The organism is Micromonospora sp. LHW51205 (assembly GCF_003315815.1).
In the GTDB taxonomy this organism is placed as follows: domain Bacteria; phylum Actinomycetota; class Actinomycetes; order Mycobacteriales; family Micromonosporaceae; genus Micromonospora; species Micromonospora chalcea.
Map to the genome: position 1 here is coordinate 707,725 of NZ_QMEZ01000004.1, position 17,463 is coordinate 725,187.

General features: G+C 73.8%; 15 protein-coding genes. 8 read left to right on the top strand and 7 right to left on the bottom strand.

Annotated features, from left to right (window positions below):
• The first annotated feature begins 148 nt into the window (after window positions 1-148).
• The gene (locus DQE82_RS19245; RefSeq protein ID WP_043330511.1) at window positions 149-751 is read left to right on the top strand and encodes a TetR/AcrR family transcriptional regulator; all 603 of its coding nucleotides are present in this window, start codon (window positions 149-151) and stop codon (window positions 749-751) included.
• A gap of 39 nt (window positions 752-790) precedes the next feature.
• Here the strand turns inward: DQE82_RS19245 and DQE82_RS19250 are convergent, their stop codons facing one another.
• The gene (locus tag DQE82_RS19250; protein WP_064447271.1) at window positions 791-1,618 is read right to left on the bottom strand and encodes a hypothetical protein; all 828 of its coding nucleotides are present in this window, start codon (window positions 1,616-1,618) and stop codon (window positions 791-793) included.
• 189 nt (window positions 1,619-1,807) lie between these two features.
• Here DQE82_RS19250 and DQE82_RS19255 point away from each other — a divergent pair, with 189 nt between their 5' ends.
• The 4 genes from DQE82_RS19255 to DQE82_RS19270 all read left to right on the top strand — a co-directional run bounded on the left by DQE82_RS19255 (window position 1,808) and on the right by DQE82_RS19270 (window position 5,502).
• Complete coding sequence (locus DQE82_RS19255; RefSeq protein ID WP_113973394.1) at window positions 1,808-2,476, top strand: methyltransferase; 669 nt, start codon at window positions 1,808-1,810, stop codon at window positions 2,474-2,476.
• A 57-nt stretch (window positions 2,477-2,533) separates the two neighbouring features.
• A complete protein-coding gene (locus DQE82_RS19260; RefSeq protein WP_231915544.1) occupies window positions 2,534-3,649 on the top strand; it encodes a cytochrome P450 in 1,116 nt (371 codons plus the stop codon).
• Window positions 3,650-3,751: 102 nt separating this feature from the next.
• A complete protein-coding gene (locus DQE82_RS19265) occupies window positions 3,752-4,684 on the top strand; it encodes an ABC transporter ATP-binding protein (protein WP_064447192.1) in 933 nt (310 codons plus the stop codon).
• Entirely contained in the window at window positions 4,681-5,502 is an 822-nt protein-coding gene (locus tag DQE82_RS19270) for a hypothetical protein (RefSeq protein ID WP_064447191.1), read from the top strand. Before DQE82_RS19265 ends, DQE82_RS19270 begins: the two co-directional genes overlap by 4 nt.
• A 15-nt stretch (window positions 5,503-5,517) precedes the next feature.
• Here the strand turns inward: DQE82_RS19270 and DQE82_RS19275 are convergent, their stop codons facing one another.
• From DQE82_RS19275 to DQE82_RS19290, 4 genes are read right to left on the bottom strand one after another with little or no spacing between them, the layout of a single operon-like run.
• Window positions 5,518-6,195: a response regulator transcription factor gene (locus DQE82_RS19275; RefSeq protein ID WP_064447190.1), complete on the bottom strand. Its 678-nt coding sequence runs from the start codon at window positions 6,193-6,195 to the stop codon at window positions 5,518-5,520.
• Window positions 6,192-7,850 (bottom strand): sensor histidine kinase, encoded by a 1,659-nt coding sequence (locus DQE82_RS19280; RefSeq protein ID WP_231915535.1) that lies wholly within the window; start codon window positions 7,848-7,850, stop codon window positions 6,192-6,194. The genes DQE82_RS19275 and DQE82_RS19280 overlap by 4 nt, the downstream gene beginning before the upstream one ends.
• 46 nt (window positions 7,851-7,896) lie before the next feature.
• Entirely contained in the window at window positions 7,897-8,628 is a 732-nt protein-coding gene (gene bioD, locus DQE82_RS19285; protein WP_064447189.1) for a dethiobiotin synthase, read from the bottom strand.
• A complete protein-coding gene (locus tag DQE82_RS19290; RefSeq protein ID WP_113973395.1) occupies window positions 8,625-9,761 on the bottom strand; it encodes an 8-amino-7-oxononanoate synthase in 1,137 nt (378 codons plus the stop codon). Before DQE82_RS19290 ends, bioD begins: the two co-directional genes overlap by 4 nt.
• A 156-nt stretch (window positions 9,762-9,917) precedes the next feature.
• On the opposite strand from DQE82_RS19290, the gene bioB reads away from it, so the two are divergent.
• From bioB to DQE82_RS19305, 3 genes are read left to right on the top strand one after another with little or no spacing between them, the layout of a single operon-like run.
• Window positions 9,918-10,913 carry a biotin synthase BioB gene (gene bioB / locus DQE82_RS19295; protein WP_064447187.1) on the top strand — a complete coding sequence of 332 codons (996 nt, stop codon included), beginning with the start codon at window positions 9,918-9,920 and terminating at the stop codon, window positions 10,911-10,913.
• Window positions 10,914-10,920: 7 nt separating this feature from the next.
• Window positions 10,921-11,136: a hypothetical protein gene (locus DQE82_RS19300; RefSeq protein WP_113973396.1), complete on the top strand. Its 216-nt coding sequence runs from the start codon at window positions 10,921-10,923 to the stop codon at window positions 11,134-11,136.
• A gap of 3 nt (window positions 11,137-11,139) precedes the next feature.
• A complete protein-coding gene (locus DQE82_RS19305) occupies window positions 11,140-11,646 on the top strand; it encodes a GNAT family N-acetyltransferase (RefSeq protein ID WP_043325589.1) in 507 nt (168 codons plus the stop codon).
• Between the two features lie 68 nt (window positions 11,647-11,714).
• Here the strand turns inward: DQE82_RS19305 and DQE82_RS19310 are convergent, their stop codons facing one another.
• On the bottom strand, window positions 11,715-14,171 hold the full coding sequence (locus tag DQE82_RS19310; RefSeq protein ID WP_113973397.1) for a non-reducing end alpha-L-arabinofuranosidase family hydrolase: 2,457 nt from the start codon (window positions 14,169-14,171) through the stop codon (window positions 11,715-11,717).
• Between the two features lie 209 nt (window positions 14,172-14,380).
• The gene (locus tag DQE82_RS19315; RefSeq protein WP_113973398.1) at window positions 14,381-17,260 is read right to left on the bottom strand and encodes a glycoside hydrolase family 9 protein; all 2,880 of its coding nucleotides are present in this window, start codon (window positions 17,258-17,260) and stop codon (window positions 14,381-14,383) included.
• Window positions 17,261-17,463 lie beyond the last annotated feature (203 nt).

The following is a 17,463-nucleotide window of genomic DNA, read 5'->3' on the forward strand; positions in this document are numbered from 1 at the left end:
CTGGGTGGCTTCCGTCCGAGAGCACCGGCGAGCGCTCCCACCTGCGGAAGCAGACCGGCGCGTCGAGTGTCCGGCATCCGACTGCCCGCCCGCCGACCAGCCGCTTCGGTAACTCCCCGTGGTCATGCGGATGGGTTACCGTAACGCCGTGACGAGACGAGCCGCCGAGATCCGCCTGGACGCGCTGCTGCGTACGGCCTGTGAGGTGATCGCGGAGCGAGGGCTCGCCAACACCCGCACCGCCGACGTGGCGGAGGCCGCCGGGGTGAGCCAGGCCCTCGTGTTCTACCACTTCGCCACCAAGGACCGACTGCTCGCGCAGGCGTTCGCGTACGCCGTCGAGCAGGACCTGGCCAAGCTCGACGCGGTGCTCCGCTCCTCCGCGCCGCCGCTGGCGAAGCTGCGCCGCATGCTGCGCCTGTACGCGCCGGCCGGCCGGGCCACCTCCTGGTCGATGCGCATCGACGGCTGGGCGGAGTCGCTGCGTACCCCGGAACTGGAGAAGCTCTCCCGGCGGCTGGACCTGCGGTGGCGGCAGGACCTGGCCGCGCTGATCACGGACGGGGTCGCCGAGGGCACGTTCGACTGCCCCGACCCGGCCGGCGCGGCCTGGCGGATCAGCGCGGTGATGGACGGCCTCGCGGTCCAACTCGCGGTGCACGAGCGGGTGATCACGCGCCGCCAGATCGCCGAGTGGATCCGCCTCGTCGCCGCCCGCGAACTGGGCCTCGAACCCAGTCAGCTCGACTGACCGGGCCCCGCCCCCGGCCCGCGCAGGCGGGTCCGCCGGTCAGGGCCAGGTCGGGCGGGGGCGCTCGAAGGGCGGTGGCAGGGTTTCCGGTTCGGTGACGGCGGCCGGGCGCAGCAGGCGGCGCATCCGCAGCAGCAACCCGGCGCCGAGGAACAGCAGCAGCCCGCCGAGCAGGAACGCCGCCTGCACGAGGCCGAAGCCGCCGCTGTCCGCGACCGGGCGTCCGGCCACACCACCGGGCGGCGGCGGCTCCACCACTGCCGCGTCGGTCGGCTCGTCGGTCACCGGGTCGTCGGTGGGTGGCTCCTCGCTCGGCGTCTCCGAGGGCTCCGCGCTGGTGGGCGCCGGCGTCGGCGAAGCCTCCTCCCCCACCACCTCACGCGAGGCGGTCCGCCGGGCCAGCAGCCGCAACTGCGGGTCGTACGCCTCGGCGGCGAAACTCACCCGGCCGCGCGCGACGTCCTCGGCGAACGCCACCCGGTAGCGGGCGGTCACGGTCCGGCCCGGGCAGAGCACACCCGGGTCGAGTTGCCGGTCGGTGAGCCGGGCGGTGTCTCCCTCGGTGCGGATCTCCAGCGGGAACGACCCGCTGTCCTCCACCCGGTCCACCTTGAGCTGGTCCAGCCGCAGGCCCTGCACCCGCACCAACATCGACCAGCGCACCTTGACACAGCCGCCCCCGTCGGAGCGGGACACCACGGCGGACAGCGTCTCCACCCGGTTCCCGGCGGTGAACTCGTCCGGCAGACCGCTCAACTCGGTGGAGAAGGCCGCCGCCGCCCGCGCGGGCAGGGCTCCCCCGTACCCGGTCCCGGCCACGAAGGTCAGCACCAGTCCGATCCGTAGCGCGTGCCGCCACCCGCTCACCACGCCTCCTCACCCTCGGTCGTGTCCACAGGCAACGCTAGGAGCGCGCCGGGCACGCCGGTAGACGGGCGTGTTCGCATCCAACGCCACAACACGGGGGCCATTTCACCGAACGTGGTGAACCGGTCACGGCCCCGCCGCGACACGCCCGGGATCGGGCCCGGCCGGCGGGTGGGACACAATTCTCCGGTGTCCGAGCTGTCCGCCGCGTTCGTCCGGCTGCACGCCCGCCTCGCCCCCGTGGCGTTCGTACCCGAGGTGCGCCTGCACCAGGCCGACGAGCCGATCGGCCTGTGGGAGCTGACCGAGGGCGAGTTCCGCAGCGCCCAGCCGCCGCCGTTCTGGGCGTTCGCCTGGGCCGGCGGGCAGGGCCTGGCCCGCTACGTCACCGACCACCCCGAGGTGGTCGCCGGCCGCCGGGTGCTCGACCTGGCCTCCGGCTCCGGCCTGGTCGCCATCGCCGCCGCCCGCGCCGGCGCGGCCGCCGTCCGGGCGGTCGAGGTGGACGAGCGGGCCGTCGCGGCCGTCGCGCTCAATGCCGAGGCCAACGGGGTACGCGTCGACGCCGAACTCGGCGACATCCTCGACGCCGACGCGGGCGACGCCGAGGTGGTGCTGGCCGGGGACGTCTTCTACAGCGAGGCGATGGCCCGCCGGATGCTGCGCTTCCTGCTCCGGGCCGCCCGCGCCGGCGCCCGGGTGCTGGTGGGCGACCCGGGCCGGGCGTTCCTGCCCCGCGAGCGTTTCCACGGGCTGGCCGCGTACGACGTGCCGGTGTCCGAGGCGCTGGAGAGCGTACGGGTGAAGCACACCACCGTGTGGGAGCTGGACCCGAACCCGCCGGGCGCCCGCCGCTAGCGTTACCGCGTGCTGTTCCGGGGCTGGGGGGAGTCCGTCGACGGGCAGTGGCCGGACATGGCCACCGTTGTCGACCACGTCGGCGTGCCACACCTGGTGGTGACCCGGCACGCGCTCGTCCGCCAGGTGCTCACCGATCCGGTGACGTTCCGGCCGGACAACGCGCTCGACGCGGTCACGCCGATCCCGGTGGCCGCGCTGCGGGTGCTCGCCGGGCACCGGTTCCGGCTGCCGCCGACGCTGGCGAACAACGGCGGCGCCAGCCACCCGGAGATCCGCGGCATCGTCGCCGACGCGCTGCACCCGCACCGGGTGGACGCCCAGCGCCGGTGGCTGACCGGGCTGGTCCGGGAGCGGGTGGCGGGGCTGGCGGCGGCGCTGGACGCGGGCCGCCCGGTCGACCTGTACGCGGGTCTCGCCGCCGACCTGCCGCTGCTGGTGCTGGCCCGCCTGGTCGAGCTGCCGGACGCGCCGGTCGGCGCGGTGAAGGACTTCGCCCGGGCGGCGCTGGAGCTGTTCTGGGCGCCGCTGGACTCCGCCCGGCAGCTCGCGCTGGCCGCCGAGGTGGGCCGGTTCCACACCGTGCTGCGGGAGTTCGCCGCGACCGGGGGCGGGCTCGCCGCGCGGCTGCGCGCGGCGGGGCACTCCCCCGACGTGGTCGTCGGGGCGCTGTTCTTCCTGCTGGTCGCCGGCCAGGAGACCACCTCGCAGTTCCTCACTCTGCTGCTGCACCGGCTCTCCGGCGAACCGGCGGTACGGGCCGGCCTGCGCGCGGGCACGGTCGCCGTGGACGACGTGGTCGAGGAGGGGCTGCGGCTGGAGCCGCCGATCGTCACGTGGCGGCGGGTGGCGGCGGTCGACACCACGCTCGGCGAGCTGCCGGTGGCGGCGGGCACCAGCGTGGTGGCCTGGCTGGCCCGCGCCGGGCGCGACCCGTCGGTGGTCGGCGCGCCGGGTGAGTTCCGTCCCGGGCAGCCCGGCTCGCGGCGGCACCTGGCGTTCGGCGCCGGGCCCCACCGCTGCGTCGGCGCGCAGCTGGCCCGGATGGAGGCGGCGGTGGTGGTCGCGGAGGCCACCGCGCTGCTGGACGACGTGACTGTGGTCCGTCCACCCTGGTGCCCGGACAACCTCACGTTCCGGATGCCCGACGCGTTCGTGGTCCGCCGCGCCTGAGCCCTGCGGGTGTTAACAGGGGGCCCTTCCTTACGAAAGTGAGGGTGGGGGGCTGCCGTTCGACGGCGGTGCGGGGACATCCCGGCTGAATAGCGTCATCGCATGATCACACTTCGTGCGTTGACGAAACGGTTCGGCGACGTGACAGCCGTCGACGACCTGACCGTCGAGATCCGCCCCGGCCAGGTCACCGGGTTCCTCGGCCCGAACGGCGCGGGCAAGTCCACCACCATGCGGATGGTGCTCGGCCTGGACCGGCCCACCGCCGGGCAGGCGCTTGTCAACGGGCGGGACTACCGCACGCTGCGGCACCCGCTGTACGAGGTGGGCGCGCTGCTCGACGCCACCGGTGTGCACCCGGCCCGCTCCGGTGTGGCGCACCTGCGGGCGATGGCGCGCAGCAACGGCGTACCGGCTCGGCGGGTGACGCAGGTGCTCGACCTGGTCGGCCTGGACGCCCGCGCCGCCGGCAAGCCGGGCCGGGCGCTGTCGCTGGGCATGGGTCAGCGGCTCGGCATCGCGGGCGCGCTGCTCGGCGACCCGCCGGTGCTGCTGCTCGACGAACCGGTGAACGGGCTCGACCCGGACGGGGTGCGGTGGATCCGCGGGTTCACCCGCCGTCTCGCCGACGAGGGACGCACCGTCCTCGTGTCCAGTCACCTGATGAGCGAGATGCAGCAGACCGCCGACCGGGTGGTGGTGCTGGGGCGCGGCCGGCTGGTCGCGGATGCGCCGCTGGCCGAGCTGATCGCCGCCCGGCCCGCCGCGTCGGTCCGGGTACGCGGCCCCGAGCCGGCCGCGCTCGCCGCGCTCGGCGACCGGCTGGCCGCCGAGGGCGCCACAGTCACCGCCGACGAGGGCGGGATGTCCGTCGCGGGCAGCACCGCCGGCCGGGTCGGCGACCTGGCGCACGAGATGGGGGTACGCCTGCACGAGCTGACCCCTGTCGCCCCCTCCCTGGAGGAGGCGTTCCTGGAACTGACCGCCGACAGCGTGGAGTACGCCGCCGGCTCGACCGGAGGTGGCACCCGATGACCGCACAGTCCACGCTCGACCCGGCCCGTCAGTCCGCCCGGCCCGCGCCCACCGGGAATCCGCTCGCCGGGGCGGTGGCCGCCGAGTGGACGAAGCTCTGGTCGGTCCGCTCCACCTGGTGGACGCTGCTCGCGGCGGTGCTGACCATGGCAGCCACCAGCGCCCAGCTCGCCATCTACGCGCAGAACGCCAACACCGACGACGACCCGGCCAACAACCCGGGCGTGGTGGACGTCGGCGAGATCGTGGCCGGGTCGCTGGAGCTGACCCAGTACGTGGTGCTGGCGCTCGGCCTGTTCGCGATCACCAGCGAGTTCACCACCGGCACGATCCGCACCACGCTGCGGTGCACCCCGTCGCGGGGGCGGGTGCTGGCGGCCAAGGCAGTGGTGGTGGGCGCGGTGACGTTCGGCGTCGGGCTGCTGCTCGGCACCGTTGGCGCGGTGACGGCCCGGCCGGTGCTGGGCGAGTGGGGCCGCGCCCCGCTGGGCGCGACGGTGGCCGACGTGGTGGCCGCCGCGGCGTACCTGGCGCTGATCGGCGTGCTGGCACTCGGCCTGGCGGCGGCGCTGCGCGGCGCGGTGCTGGCCCTGACCGTCCTGCTCGCGCTGCTGATGATCGTGCCGCTGTCGTTGCAGGAGCCGGACATCACGGTGCTCACCCGGATCGCCGACGCGTTCCCCGGGGTGGCGGGCAACCACTTCCTGGCCGGGGACACCGAGCCGTACCCGGCGGTGGTCGGGCTGCTGCTACTCGCCGGCTGGGCCGCCGCCGCGCTGGCGCTGGGCCGGTGGGCGCTGGCACGGCGCGACGCCTGAACGGGGCGGGGCTGGTCAGCCGGTGGGCGGGACCAGCCCTGCCTCGTACGCGAGGATCGCCGCCTGCACCCGGTTGCGCACGTCCAGCCGGGTGAAGATGCTGGTCAGGTAGCTCTTCACGGTGCCCTCGACGAGGTGCAGCCGGCGGGCGATCTCGGCGTTGGACAGTCCCGCGCCGACCAGCGCCAGCACGTCGCGTTCCCGGTCGGTGAGCCCGGCCAGCCGGTCCCGCGCGTACGGGCCGCGGGCCAGCCGTCCCCCGCTCAGCTCGATCACCCGGCGGGCCACCCGTGGCGACAGGTACGCCCCGCCCTCGGCCACCGCCCGCACCCCGGCCAACAGTTCGCGCGGGTCACCGGACTTGAGCAGGAACCCGGCGGCGCCGTGGCCGAGCGCGCGGGCGATCAGGTCGTCGTCGCCGAACGTGGTGAGCATGACCGCCGCCGTCTCCGGCACCAGCCGGCGGATCTGCGCGGCGGCGCTGAGCCCGTCGCCGCGGGGCATCCGGATGTCCAGCAGCGCCACCCGGGGGCGGTGCGCGCGGACCAGCTCGACCGCGGCGAGGCCGTCGCCCGCCTCGCCGACCACCTCGATGCCAGGGTCGGCGGCCAGGATCGCCCGTACCCCAGCCCGGACCAGCGCCTCGTCGTCGGCGAGCACCACCCGCAGCGGGCGGTCGTGGTCGTCGCTCATGGTGCGATCTGCTCCTTGCTGACCAGCCGCCCGTCGGCGAAGCAGAGCCGCCAGGTCGCCTGGGCGAACGGGAAGTTGCCGTCGGTGTAGAACTCGCAGCCCGGCGCGGCGCCGGTCGCGGGCGGATCGGCCTGCCGGCGGGGCAGACCGAGCGCGTCGCGCGGCTCACCCAGCCGCAGCCGTTCGTAGCCGGACCGGTCCAGCACCGCGCCCGCAGTGGCGAGCGGGTAGTAGACGAGCGCCAGCACCAGCGCCAGCCCGGCGGGCGCGCCGATCGCCACGAGCAGGCTGCGTCGCGCCCGCCGCCGGGCCTCCCGCAGCCGCCGGGCCGCGTCCCCGTGTCCGTCCCGGCCGGGTACGCCGACGCGTCCGGCGTCGAGCGGGTCGATCTCCGCGAGGTCGTCGTCGCCGGATCGCGGGGCGGTCGCCCCGGAACCGTCAGCCGGGCCGGTGACCGGCGGACCGGCGTCGGCGAGGGCCGGCGTCCCGGAGGCTCGGATCGGGTCGGCGACCGGTGAACCGGCGCCCGCGCGGCCGGGCGGCGGCGTGCCGGGACGGGCCGCATCAGCGAGCGGGATGTGTGCGGTGACCGCCCAGCCGCCGTCGCACGGGCCGGCGTCCAGGGCGCCGCCGGCGAGGCGTACCCGCTCGCGCAGCGCCAGCAACCCGGAGCCGTGCGACGGCGGCCCGGGCAGCGGACCGGCCGGCGGTGGCGCGTTCACCACCGCGACAGTCACCGCGTCGTCGTCGCGTGCCACAACGACGGTGACCGGAGCGCCGGGGGCGTAGCGGGCGGCGTTGGTGAGCGCCTCCCGGACCACCCGGTGCACCGCGTGCGCGGGCAGCGGCGGCAGGTCCGCCTCGTCGGCGCGCAGGTCGACTGTCATCCCGGCGTCGCGCGCGCCGTCGACCACGTCGGCGACCGTCTCCCCCGGCGGCCGCAGCGTGCGCTCCTCGCGCAGCACGCCGATCACGTCGTGCAGGCGTTCGGTGGCGGCGGCGACGCTGGCCCGCAGCTCACCGGCCGCCGCCCGGTGCGCCGCGGACAGGTCCGGCGCCAGTTCCAGCGCACCCGCCCGCAGCGCGATGAGGCTCAGGTCGTGGCCGAGCGAGTCGTGCATGTCCTGCGCGATGCGGGCCCGCTCGCGCAGGCGTACCCGCTCGATCTCGGCCCGGCGCTGCGCCTGCGCGTGCCGCAGTCCGGCGTCGGCGAGCGCGCGGTGCTGCCGCCGCAGCCGGCCCAGCAGCCAGGGGAACACCCCGGCGAACAGCAGCACCGAGGCGAGCAGGAACCAGGTGGACGGCTCGGTGCCGAGCAGCCCCAGGTTGAGCACCGAGCCGGTGACCGCGATGGCGGCGAAGACGGCGGCGGCCGGCGCGGCCCGGTCGCTGCGCCGCCCGGCGAGGTAGCCGAAGACCGGGATGGCGAACACGACGTTGCCGTCGACGAGCGAGCCCGCCACCACTGCGAGCACCGCGACCAGCGGCCACCGGCGCCCGATCCACACCGCCGTGCCGAGCAGCGCCAGCGCGGCGGCCAGCGGCGGAAGCTCGCCGATCTGCGGCGGGGTGAGCCGGCCGTACGCCACCGGCGCCGCCAGCACTGCCCAGAGCAGCAGGTCACCGGCCCGGCACTGTCGTTCGCGGGGTTCCACGGCGGTCACGCTACCCACGCCCGGCCGGGCCGGGCACCGACGAAAGTCAGGTCTCCTCGGCCCAGGCGCGCCAGTCGTCGAGCACGCCGTACAGGGCGGGGGTGAGCCACCCGGGAGCGGACCGGCGGAACACACCGGGGTCCATCCCGCCCGCGCCGGCCGGTACCGCGCCGAGCAGGTTCGGCAGCAGCTCGGACAGGTTGAGCCAGTGCACCAGTTCCGGTTCGGTCGGCCAGGCGCCGATCACCACACCGGCCGGGACGGCCCGCCGCTCCAGCGCCTCCAGCGTCAGCGCGGTGTGGTTGAGCGTGCCGAGTCCGGCCCGCGCCACCACCACCGCGGGCGCGCCGAGCGACACCGCGAGGTCGGCCACCGTCCACGGCTCGCCGGACGGGCGCAACCCCATCGGTACGAGCAGCCCGCCCGCGCCCTCGATCAGCACCAGGTCGTGCTTGTCCGCCTCCTCGCGGATCGCGTCGACGGCGTTGTACAGCTCCAGCGGCGGCAGGTCGGCGACCCGGGCCGCGGCCAGCGGCGCGAGCGGGTCGGGATAGCTGGCGAGCGTCCGGCCGGTGAGCGGGGCGGCCAGCCGGGTCACCGAGTCGACGTCGCCGGGCTCGCCGGTGGCCGTACCGGTCTGGCCGGGCTTGACCACCGCTACCCGCAGCCCGGCGGCCTGCGCGGCGGCGGCGACGGCGGCGGTCACCACCGTCTTGCCGATCTCGGTGTCGGTGCCGGTCACCAGCACCGGCCCGGTCCAGGCGTCGCCGAGGCTCATGGCGCACACTCCACGATCACGTCCAGGGCCCGGTCGAAGTCGGCCCGGTCCACCCCGGCGCTGACGGTGAGGCGCAGCCGGGAGCGGCTGTCCGGTGTGGACGGCGGACGGAAGCAGCCGACCGCCACGCCGCGTTCCCGGCAGGCGGCGGCCCAGGCGGTCGCCGCCTCCGGTCCGGGCGCGGTCACCGAGATCACGGCGCCGTCGGGGGCGGACACGGACAGTCCGGCCTCGCCGAGCCGGCGCACCGCCGTCGCGACCCGGTCGGCCAGCTCGGCGCGCAGCGCGTCGCCGTCGCGGGCCAGGCGCACCGCGGCGCGTACCCCGGCCACCACGGCGGGCGGCGGCGCGGTGTCGAAGATGAACGTGCGGCCGGTCTCCACCAGGTGGCGGACGAACTCGGCCGGCCCGGCGACCACGCCGCCGGCCCCGCCGAGTGCCTTGGACAGCGTCGCGGTGACCACCACGTCGGGCGCGCCGGCCAGCCCGGCGGCGGCCACCCCGCCGGCCCCGGCCGGGCCGGTGACGCCGAGCGCGTGCGCGTCGTCGACGAGCAGCAGCGCGCCGTGGCGGCGGGCCACCTCGTGCAGCTCCGCGAGCGGGGCCAGGTCGCCGTCGACGGAGAAGACCGACTCGGTCACCACCACGGCCGGGCGGCCCGGCGCGGCGGCCAGCGCCGCGGCCACCGCTGCGACGTCCGCGTGCGGCGTCACCAGCGTCTCGGCGCCGGAGATCCGGCAGCCGTCGATCAGCGAGGCGTGGTTGTGGGCGTCGGAGACGAGCAGCGTACGCGGCTGCGTCAGTCCCCGGACGGCGGCGAGGTTGGCCAGGTAGCCGGAGGAGAACACCAGCGCCCGGTCGACGCCGAGCCAGTCGGCCAGGTCGTCCTCCAGCGCGTGGTGGGCGTCGGTGGAGCCGCGCACCAGGCGTGACCCGGTGGCGCCCAGCCCGTACGCGGACAGGGCCTCCGCGGCGGCGGCGGTGACCTGCGGGTGGGCGGCCAGGCCGAGGTAGTCGTTGCCGGCCAGGTCGACCACCGCGTCGTCGGCGGCCCGGGGACGCAGCGTGCGGGTCAGTCCCGCCCGGGCCCGCAGCTCGGCGCGGCGGTCCAGGGCCGCCAGCCAGTCCGCCACCGTGCCGTCCCCTCCCGCCGACCACCGCCCCGCCGGGCGCTTCCGCGGGGCGAAGTTACCACCCGTCCCGAGGGCTCCGGCGTGGCGCGGTCCCGGCTCGCCGGGGCTGCTGGCGGCGGTTTCCCGGCCCCTCGGTGGCCTGTTAGGTTACGAGCCATGCCAGAGATCCTCGACCAGGCCCGGGAGCGGGTGCTGGGCAACGGTGTCGGCCTCGACGAGGCCGGTGTCCTCGCGGTGCTGAACCTTCCCGACGAACACCTGCCCGCCGCCCTCCAGCTCGCGCACGAGGTCCGGATGCGCTGGTGCGGTCCGGAGGTCGAGGTCGAGGGCATCGTCTCGCTGAAGACCGGCGGCTGCCCGGAGGACTGCCACTTCTGCTCGCAGTCCGGCCTGTTCACCTCGCCGGTCCGGTCGGTCTGGCTGGACATCCCGGCGCTGGTCGAGGCCGCGAAGCAGACCGCCGCGACCGGGGCGACCGAGTTCTGCATCGTGGCCGCCGTGCGCGGTCCGGACGCCCGGCTGATGAAGCAGATGCGTGAGGGCGTCGCGGCCATCCGCGCCGCTGTCGACATCCAGGTCGCCGCGTCGCTCGGCATGCTCACCCAGGAGCAGGTCGACGAGCTGGTCGAGATGGGCGTGCACCGCTACAACCACAACCTGGAGACCTGCCGCTCCTACTTCCCGAACGTGGTCACCACGCACTCGTGGGAGGAGCGCTGGGAGACGCTGCGGATGGTCCGGGAGTCGGGCATGGAGGTCTGCTGCGGCGGCATCCTCGGCCTCGGCGAGACGGTCGAGCAGCGGGCCGAGTTCGCCGCGCAGCTCGCCGAGCTGGACCCGCACGAGGTACCGCTGAACTTCCTCAACCCGCGGCCGGGCACGCCGCTCGGTGACCGTCCGGTGGTGGAGGGCAAGGACGCGCTGCGCGCCATCGCCGCGTTCCGGCTGGCCATGCCGCGCACCATCCTGCGGTACGCGGGCGGCCGCGAGCTGACCCTCGGTGACCTGGGCACCCGCGACGGTCTGCTGGGCGGCATCAACGCGGTGATCGTCGGCAACTACCTGACCACGCTGGGTCGCCCGGCCAACGCCGACCTGAAGCTGCTGGAAGACCTGAAGATGCCGGTGAAGGCGCTCTCGGCGACCCTGTGAGGCAGCGGTGACCGATCTTTCCCCCGCCCCGGCCGTGCCCGTGGCGCTGTGGTGCGACAGGTGCGGCGAGTCGGTGGCGGCCGGGCCGCATCCGGCGTGCGAGGCGGCGCGGGCGTGGGAGCCGCCGCGCTGGTGCGCGTCCTGCCGGCGGCGGATGAAGGTGCAGGTCGTACCGGCCGGCTGGTCGGCGGTCTGCGTCGAGCACGGCGAGCGGCGGGGCTGAGGCGTGCTGCGGGGGCGGGCGGTGACGCTGCGGCCGGTGACCGACGCCGACGTGCCCGCGCTGGCCGCGATCCGGGCCACCCCTGAGGTGCGCCGCTGGTGGCGCGGCGGGGACGATCTGGCCGAGTCGGTCCGGGCCGACCTGGCCGACGACGCGGTGACGATCTACGCGGTCGAGCACGACGGCCGGCTGGTCGGGGCGATCCAGTGGTACGCCGAGACCGACCCGGACTACCGCCACGCCAGCCTGGATGTCTTCCTCGACCCGGCGGTACGCGGCTCCGGGCTGGGCGGCGACGCGATCCGCACGCTGGTCCGGCACCTGATCGACGAGTACGGCCACCACCGGTTCACCATCGACCCGGCGGCGGCGAACACGGCGGCGATCCGCGCGTACGCGAAGGTGGGGTTCCGTCCGGTGGGCATCATGCGCCGCTACGAGCGCGGGGCGGACGGGCGCTGGCACGACGCGCTGCTGATGGATCTGCTGGCCGAGGACCTGGCCGGCTGAGCTGACGGACGGGCGTGCCCGGCACCACGCGGGTGCCGGGCACGCTCTCCGGTAACTGTGTGACGGTGTCAGCGCTGGAGGGTCAGCACACCCGGCCGCCACGGCAGCAGGTTGTAGTCGCCGCCCGCACTGGGGTTCTTGCCCTGGTACAGGAACTGCAGGTTGCAGGGGTCGATGGTCTTGGTCTGGTCGGGGTTGTTGCGGACCAGGTCACCGTGGCTGATGTCGTTGGTCCAGGTCGCGCCGCTGTTGGCCTTGCCGGCGAACGGGTTGCTCTCGGTGGCGGCCTGCGGGGTCCACGAGCCGCTCAGGCTGTTGGACGTGAACGACCGGAAGTAGCGTCCCTGGCTTCCGATCGCCTCGACGATCATCAGGTACTGGTTCTGGCCCGCCACCTTGTAGACCTCGACGCCCTCGAACAGGTTGTTCGTCGAGTCCGACATGATCGTCGTGTAGCTCGAGCCGAAGCTGCCCGGGAAGTTCCCGAGCGGCATGCTCGACCGGTAGATCTTGCCGTTGTCCCCGGCGAAGAACAGGTACATGTTCTGGTCGTCACCGATCAGGGTCTGGTCGATGACGCCGTACGGGGCGTCCGGCAGGGTGGCGGTGGACAGCGTCTGCGCCGAGGACCAGCCGTTGGCGTTGGTCGGGTCGCTCGACGTCTTGTAGCTGAACGAGGTCGGTCCCCACTGGTACGCCAGCACCCAGATGTTCTTCGGGGCGAAGTACAGCAGCGTGGGCGCCACGGTGCCCTGGCTCATCCCGTTCTGGCCGGTCGACGCCATGTCGGACCAGTTGGTGAACGGGGTGAAGTTCATCGAGCTGTACTGGCCGCTGCTGTTGACGTACGACCCGTAGACCAGGTGCTTGCCGTTGTGGACGACGTTCGTGAAGTCCTTGAGCGAGACCCAGCCGTTCTGCGGGTTGGCCAGCGCGCCGGTCGACGACCACCGGTAGGTCGACGGGAGCGAGCAGCCGCCCGGCGGGGGCGTCGTGGTGGCCGGCGGCGGCGTGGTCGGGGACGGCGAGGTGCCGCCACCGAAGTCGGTCCGCCACTGCTGGTTGGTCTGTCCGTGGCAGTCGTACAACTGGACCTGCTGGCCGTTGCCGGTGCCCCAGACGTCCAGGCAGCGACCGGACTGCACGCCGCTGATGGTGCCGTTGGAGTTGATGTTCCACTGCTGGTTGGACTGGCCGTTGCAGTCCCAGATGATGATTCCGGTGCCGTTGGCGGTGGCCGCGCCGTTCGCGTCGAGGCACTTGGTGCCGTAGACCATCAGCTGCTTGCTGGAGGTGTACGTCCACTGCTGGTTCGACTGACCGTTGCAGTCGTAGAGCTGGACCCGGGTGCCGTTCGTCTGGGTGGCGTTCGGCACGTCGATGCACCGGCCCGACTGCACGCCGACGATCCGGCCGGCGCCGCCGCTCGGCGGCGGTGCCGTGGTCGGGGTCGTGGTCGGGGTCGTGGTCGGCCCGGAGGTCGGGGCGGCCGCGTTGAGCGCGTTGAGGACCGAGTTGTACGCGGCCTTCTTGTTGCCTCCGCCGTCGAACAGCAGCGGGCTCTCGTTCGAGCGCCACGAGTCGCTGTCACGCACACCCCACACCGTGATGCCGATGCAGCGCGGCACGTTGATGCACGCCTGCGTCAGACCGGCGTACTGGCTGGTCGAGGAGTTCGTGACGTCGACCTCGGTCAGCGCCACGTCCACACCCAGCGCGGCGAAGTTCTGCAGCGTGGTCTGGAAGTTGCCCGGCAGCGAGCTGCCACCGGTGAAGTGGGTCTGCAGACCCACGCAGTCGATCGGCACACCCCGGGACTTGAAGTCCCGGATCATGTTGTAGACGCCCTGCGTCTTGCCGTACGACCAGTTCTCGATGTTGTAGTCGTTGTAGCACAGCTTCGTCGACGGGTCGGCCGCGCGAGCGGTGCGGAACGCCACCTCGATCCAGTCGTTACCGGTGCCCTGCAGGTTCGACTGCCGACGGCTGCCGTCCTCGTTGAACGCCTCGTTCACCACGTCCCACGCGGCCAGCTTGCCCCGGTAGTGGGCCATCACGCCGTTGATGTGGTCGATCATCGCCTGACGCAGGTTGCTGCCGTTCAGGCTCTGCATCCAGCCCGGCTGCTGCGCGTGCCACGCGAGGGTGTGCCCCCGGACCTTCAGGCCCCGCTGGGTGGCCCAGTTGTAGATCTGGTCGCCCGAGTTGAAGTTGAACTGGCCGCGCTGGGGCTGCGTCGCGTCCGGCTTCATCTCGTTCTCGGCGGTGATCATGTTGAACTCACGCGCCGCGATCGTGCTGTACGTCGAGTCGCCGAGCCGGCCCGCCGCGATGGCGGTGCCGAAGTAGCGGCCCGACTGCGCGGCGGCCGCGCCCAGCGTGCTCGCGGCGGCGTTCGCCGCCGGCATCATCACCGCGACGGCGGCCACCGTCACGGCGCTGACCGCGCCGGCGAGCAGCGCTCGGACGGCTGGTGATCGCCGTCGCCGACTCCCGCCGCGATGAGCGGATGGGCTCATTGCCATCTTGGCCTCCTTACTGGCCAACACCCAGGCCGTCGGGGCGGGACGACTGGACGTTTCGGTTGGGGTATCTAGCTTTGTCGATGCTTCCACCACGCATCGGTGGGGACAATGGTGTTTCGGAAAAGTTTCGGAACGTTTTTGGCCGCGCGGGGCCGGGTGCGGCGTGGCCGGTCACACGGGGTGCGGTACCGGCCACGCCACGTCGACGGTCAGGCGACCGTGCAGGCGGTCCCGTTGAGCGTGAAGGTCGCCGGCCTCGGGTTCGAGCCGGTGTGGGTGCCGTTGAAGCCGAAGCTCGTCGACGCCCCGGGTGCCAGCGTCCCGTTGTAGGACAGGTTCGTCGCGGTCACCGCCGCGCCCGTCTGGGTCACGTTCGCCGACCAGGCCTGCCCGACCTTCTGCCCGGTGTTGCCGAACGTGAACGCCAGCGTCCAGCCGTTGATCGCCGTGGTGCCGGTGTTGGCGACGGTGATGTTCGCGGTGAACCCGGTGTCCCAGGAGTTCGCCGTCCAGGTCACCGCGCAGGTGCCGCCGGCCGGCGGCGCGGTGGTGGTCACCGTGACACCGGGCGAGGCGGGTGAGACGTTTCCGGCCGCGTCCACCGCCACCACCGTGAAGGTGTACGTGGTGGAGGCGGTCAGCCCGGTCACCGCCAGCGTGGTGCCGGTGGCGGTGCCGACCAGGACGTTCCCGCCCCGGTAGACGCGGTACCCGGTGACGCCCACCGCGTCGGTGGACGGACCCCAGGTCAGCGTCAGTCCGGTCGGGCCGATCGCGGAGGCGGTGGGGGTGCCCGGCGCGGTCGGCGGGGTGGTGTCGGGCGCCGGGCCGGCCGGCGTGGTGACGCTGACCGCAGCCGACGACGCGGATCGGTTGCCGGCGCCGTCGAGCGCCCGCACGGTGAACTGGTACGTCCGCTCGGGTGCCAACCCGGTCACGGTGAGGGTGGTGCCGGTCGAGGCGGTGACGACCGGGTCGGCGCCGGCCGAGGTACGGGTCACCTCGTAGCCGGCCAGCCCGCTGCCACCGGTGTCGGTGGACGCGGCCCAGGTCAGCGTGAGCCCGCTCGACGTGACGGCGGACGCGACCGGGGTGCCGGGCACCGAGGGCGCGGTGGTGTCCGGGGTGACCGGCCCGGGCTCCTCGCCCCAGACCCGTACGCCGCCGGAGTAGAGCGGCACCTTGCGGTTGGGCCCGGCGGTGGCCTGGTACGACGGGTCGTTGGTCGGGTCCCAGGTGCCGCCCTCCGGCACGCCGATCTTGAACTGCACCTCCATCCGGTGCTGGGACTGCCCGGCGGGCGCGATGGTGTAGCCGGTGCAGTCGACTTCGACGTACCAGATGTCGCCGGAGAACTGCTTCGCCGTCGACGGCGACGGGCAGCCCTGGGTGTAGCCGGGGGTGACGGTGACCGGTCCGGTGCCGTCGGGCCGGAAGAAGTACCGGAACTTACCGGTGGTCAGCGCCCGGGCCGGGAACGCCGACTTGTTGTAGATGATCGCCTTCAGTCCGGTGGCGCGCGGCTCGGCCTGCATGACTGTGGTCTCCACGGTCATCTCGTCCATGTCGGGCGTCTCGGCGGACGGGAACCCGGCGCGCGGGCTGCCGCCGTACTCGTTGGCGAGCCGGGCCAGCGCGGAGGTGAAGCCGGCGTTGTAGTCGGTGGCCACCTCGTTCATCACGTAGTCCGACCGGCTGTCGGTGTACGCGTCGTTTGCCGATGACGGGCCGCCGACCAGCGCGCCGTAGAGCACGTGCCGGGTCTCGGTGGGCACGGTCTGGCTGTCCCACCAGGAGCCGTGCGCGGTGCGGTGGTGCGGGTTGCGCGGCGAGTTCGTGCCGAAGCCGATCTGGTAGCTGGAGTTGCGCGGGTTGTCGCCGAGCGCGTAGTTGATCTGCCGGACCGCGAAGTCGTGGTAGCGCGCCTTGCGCGTGGTGTCGGTGGTCTTGTCGCTGTAGACCAGCGCGGCGAACGCGGTGTTCGAGGCGTACCGCAGCGCGCCCCAGGAGTCGAGCACCGCCATCCCGCCGGGCGAGTACGGCACCCGCTGCCCGTTGACGCCCACCGTCCAGTAGTCCAGCCACCGGTTGGCGTCGTCGGCGTACTTCTGCTTGCCGGTCAGGTTGGCCAGCAGCACGTACGCGCCGAACTGCTTGTTGTCCCAGGCGATGGTCCACTTGTAGGAGCGGGTGGTGGACTGCGGCTCGGTGCCGAGCTTGTCGTACTCGCTCTCGGCCTTGGCCAGGTAGGTGGCGTCGCCGGTGGCCCGGTACAGCCAGATCGCGCCCCAGACCAGCTCGTCCTGGTAACCGCTCCACGACTTGTAGAAGCTCGTCGCGTCGGTGATGCACTCGTGGTAGCTCTTCCGCACCGTGTCGGCGAACGTGTAGAGCTGCTTGGCGTGGCCGAGCAGCTTGTCCGCGTAGGCCGCGTCGGTGGGGCGGAACACCATGGACGAGGCGGCCATCGCGGCCGCCGTCTCCCCCGCCAGGTCCGCGCCGCCGCAGCTCGCGTCGATCTTGTACGCGGGCCGCGCCATCGGCATCACCTCGGCCGGGCCCCACCACTTGTGGTCGTCGTCGCCCTTGCCGACCTGTCCGTAGAGGACGTTCGGCGCGGGGTGCGCCTTGACGAAGTAGTCGTTGACGAAGCGCAGGTTGTTCAGCAGGTGGGTGAGCTGCCCGGAGGCGACGTAGCCGTCGCGGTACTCGACCGCGCCCCAGGCCAGCATGGTGGCGCTGAACGCCATCGGGAAGCCGAACTTCACGTGGTCACCGGCGTCGTACCAGCCGCCGGTGAGGTCGACGCCGACGTCGGCGCCGTCGGTGAGCGCCGAGTCGCCGCGCCAGGAGACGCGGTTCCACGAGGGCTTGGGGCCGGACTGCTGCGCCTCGTAGAAGAACAGCGACTTCTGCAACGCCTCGGCGTAGTTGAACGTGGCCGCGGCCTGCGCGGCGGGCACCTCGACGGCCGACGCGGGCGGCGCGGCGGCGACGGCCGTGGCCAGGCCGACGGCCAGCGCGGCGCCGGCGGCGAGCAACCGGCGCAGCCGCGACCGGCCTCCGGGCGGCGGTATCGGACGGGGCATGGCGAGCTCCTGTGGCTGGCGCCGCGCGGCAGCCGGAGCGGGGACGGCACTCGGGGCTCCGGCTGCCGCGAGGCAGTGGTGGTGGGGTGACCGCAGGAGCCTCGGGAGCGCTCCCATGGATAAGCGACAATGTAATGCGCGGGCAACATGTTGGGAAGGCCGCCGTCGGCGGGGCCCGCTCGGCGTACCGACGGGTAACAAAC

What these genes read in the sequence shown, in the direction of transcription:
- DQE82_RS19265 (WP_064447192.1), top strand. Translation starts at nt 3,752, where the DNA reads ATGATCACACTTCGTGCGTTGACGAAACGGTTCGGCGACGTGACAGCC.
- DQE82_RS19260 (WP_231915544.1), top strand. Translation starts at nt 2,534, where the DNA reads ATGGCCACCGTTGTCGACCACGTCGGCGTGCCACACCTGGTGGTGACC.
- DQE82_RS19275 (WP_064447190.1), bottom strand. Translation starts at nt 6,195, where the DNA reads ATGAGCGACGACCACGACCGCCCGCTGCGGGTGGTGCTCGCCGACGAC.
- bioD (WP_064447189.1), bottom strand. Translation starts at nt 8,628, where the DNA reads ATGAGCCTCGGCGACGCCTGGACCGGGCCGGTGCTGGTGACCGGCACC.
- DQE82_RS19270 (WP_064447191.1), top strand. Translation starts at nt 4,681, where the DNA reads ATGACCGCACAGTCCACGCTCGACCCGGCCCGTCAGTCCGCCCGGCCC.
- DQE82_RS19315 (WP_113973398.1), bottom strand. Translation starts at nt 17,260, where the DNA reads ATGCCCCGTCCGATACCGCCGCCCGGAGGCCGGTCGCGGCTGCGCCGG.
- DQE82_RS19310 (WP_113973397.1), bottom strand. Translation starts at nt 14,171, where the DNA reads ATGGCAATGAGCCCATCCGCTCATCGCGGCGGGAGTCGGCGACGGCGA.
- bioB (WP_064447187.1), top strand. Translation starts at nt 9,918, where the DNA reads ATGCCAGAGATCCTCGACCAGGCCCGGGAGCGGGTGCTGGGCAACGGT.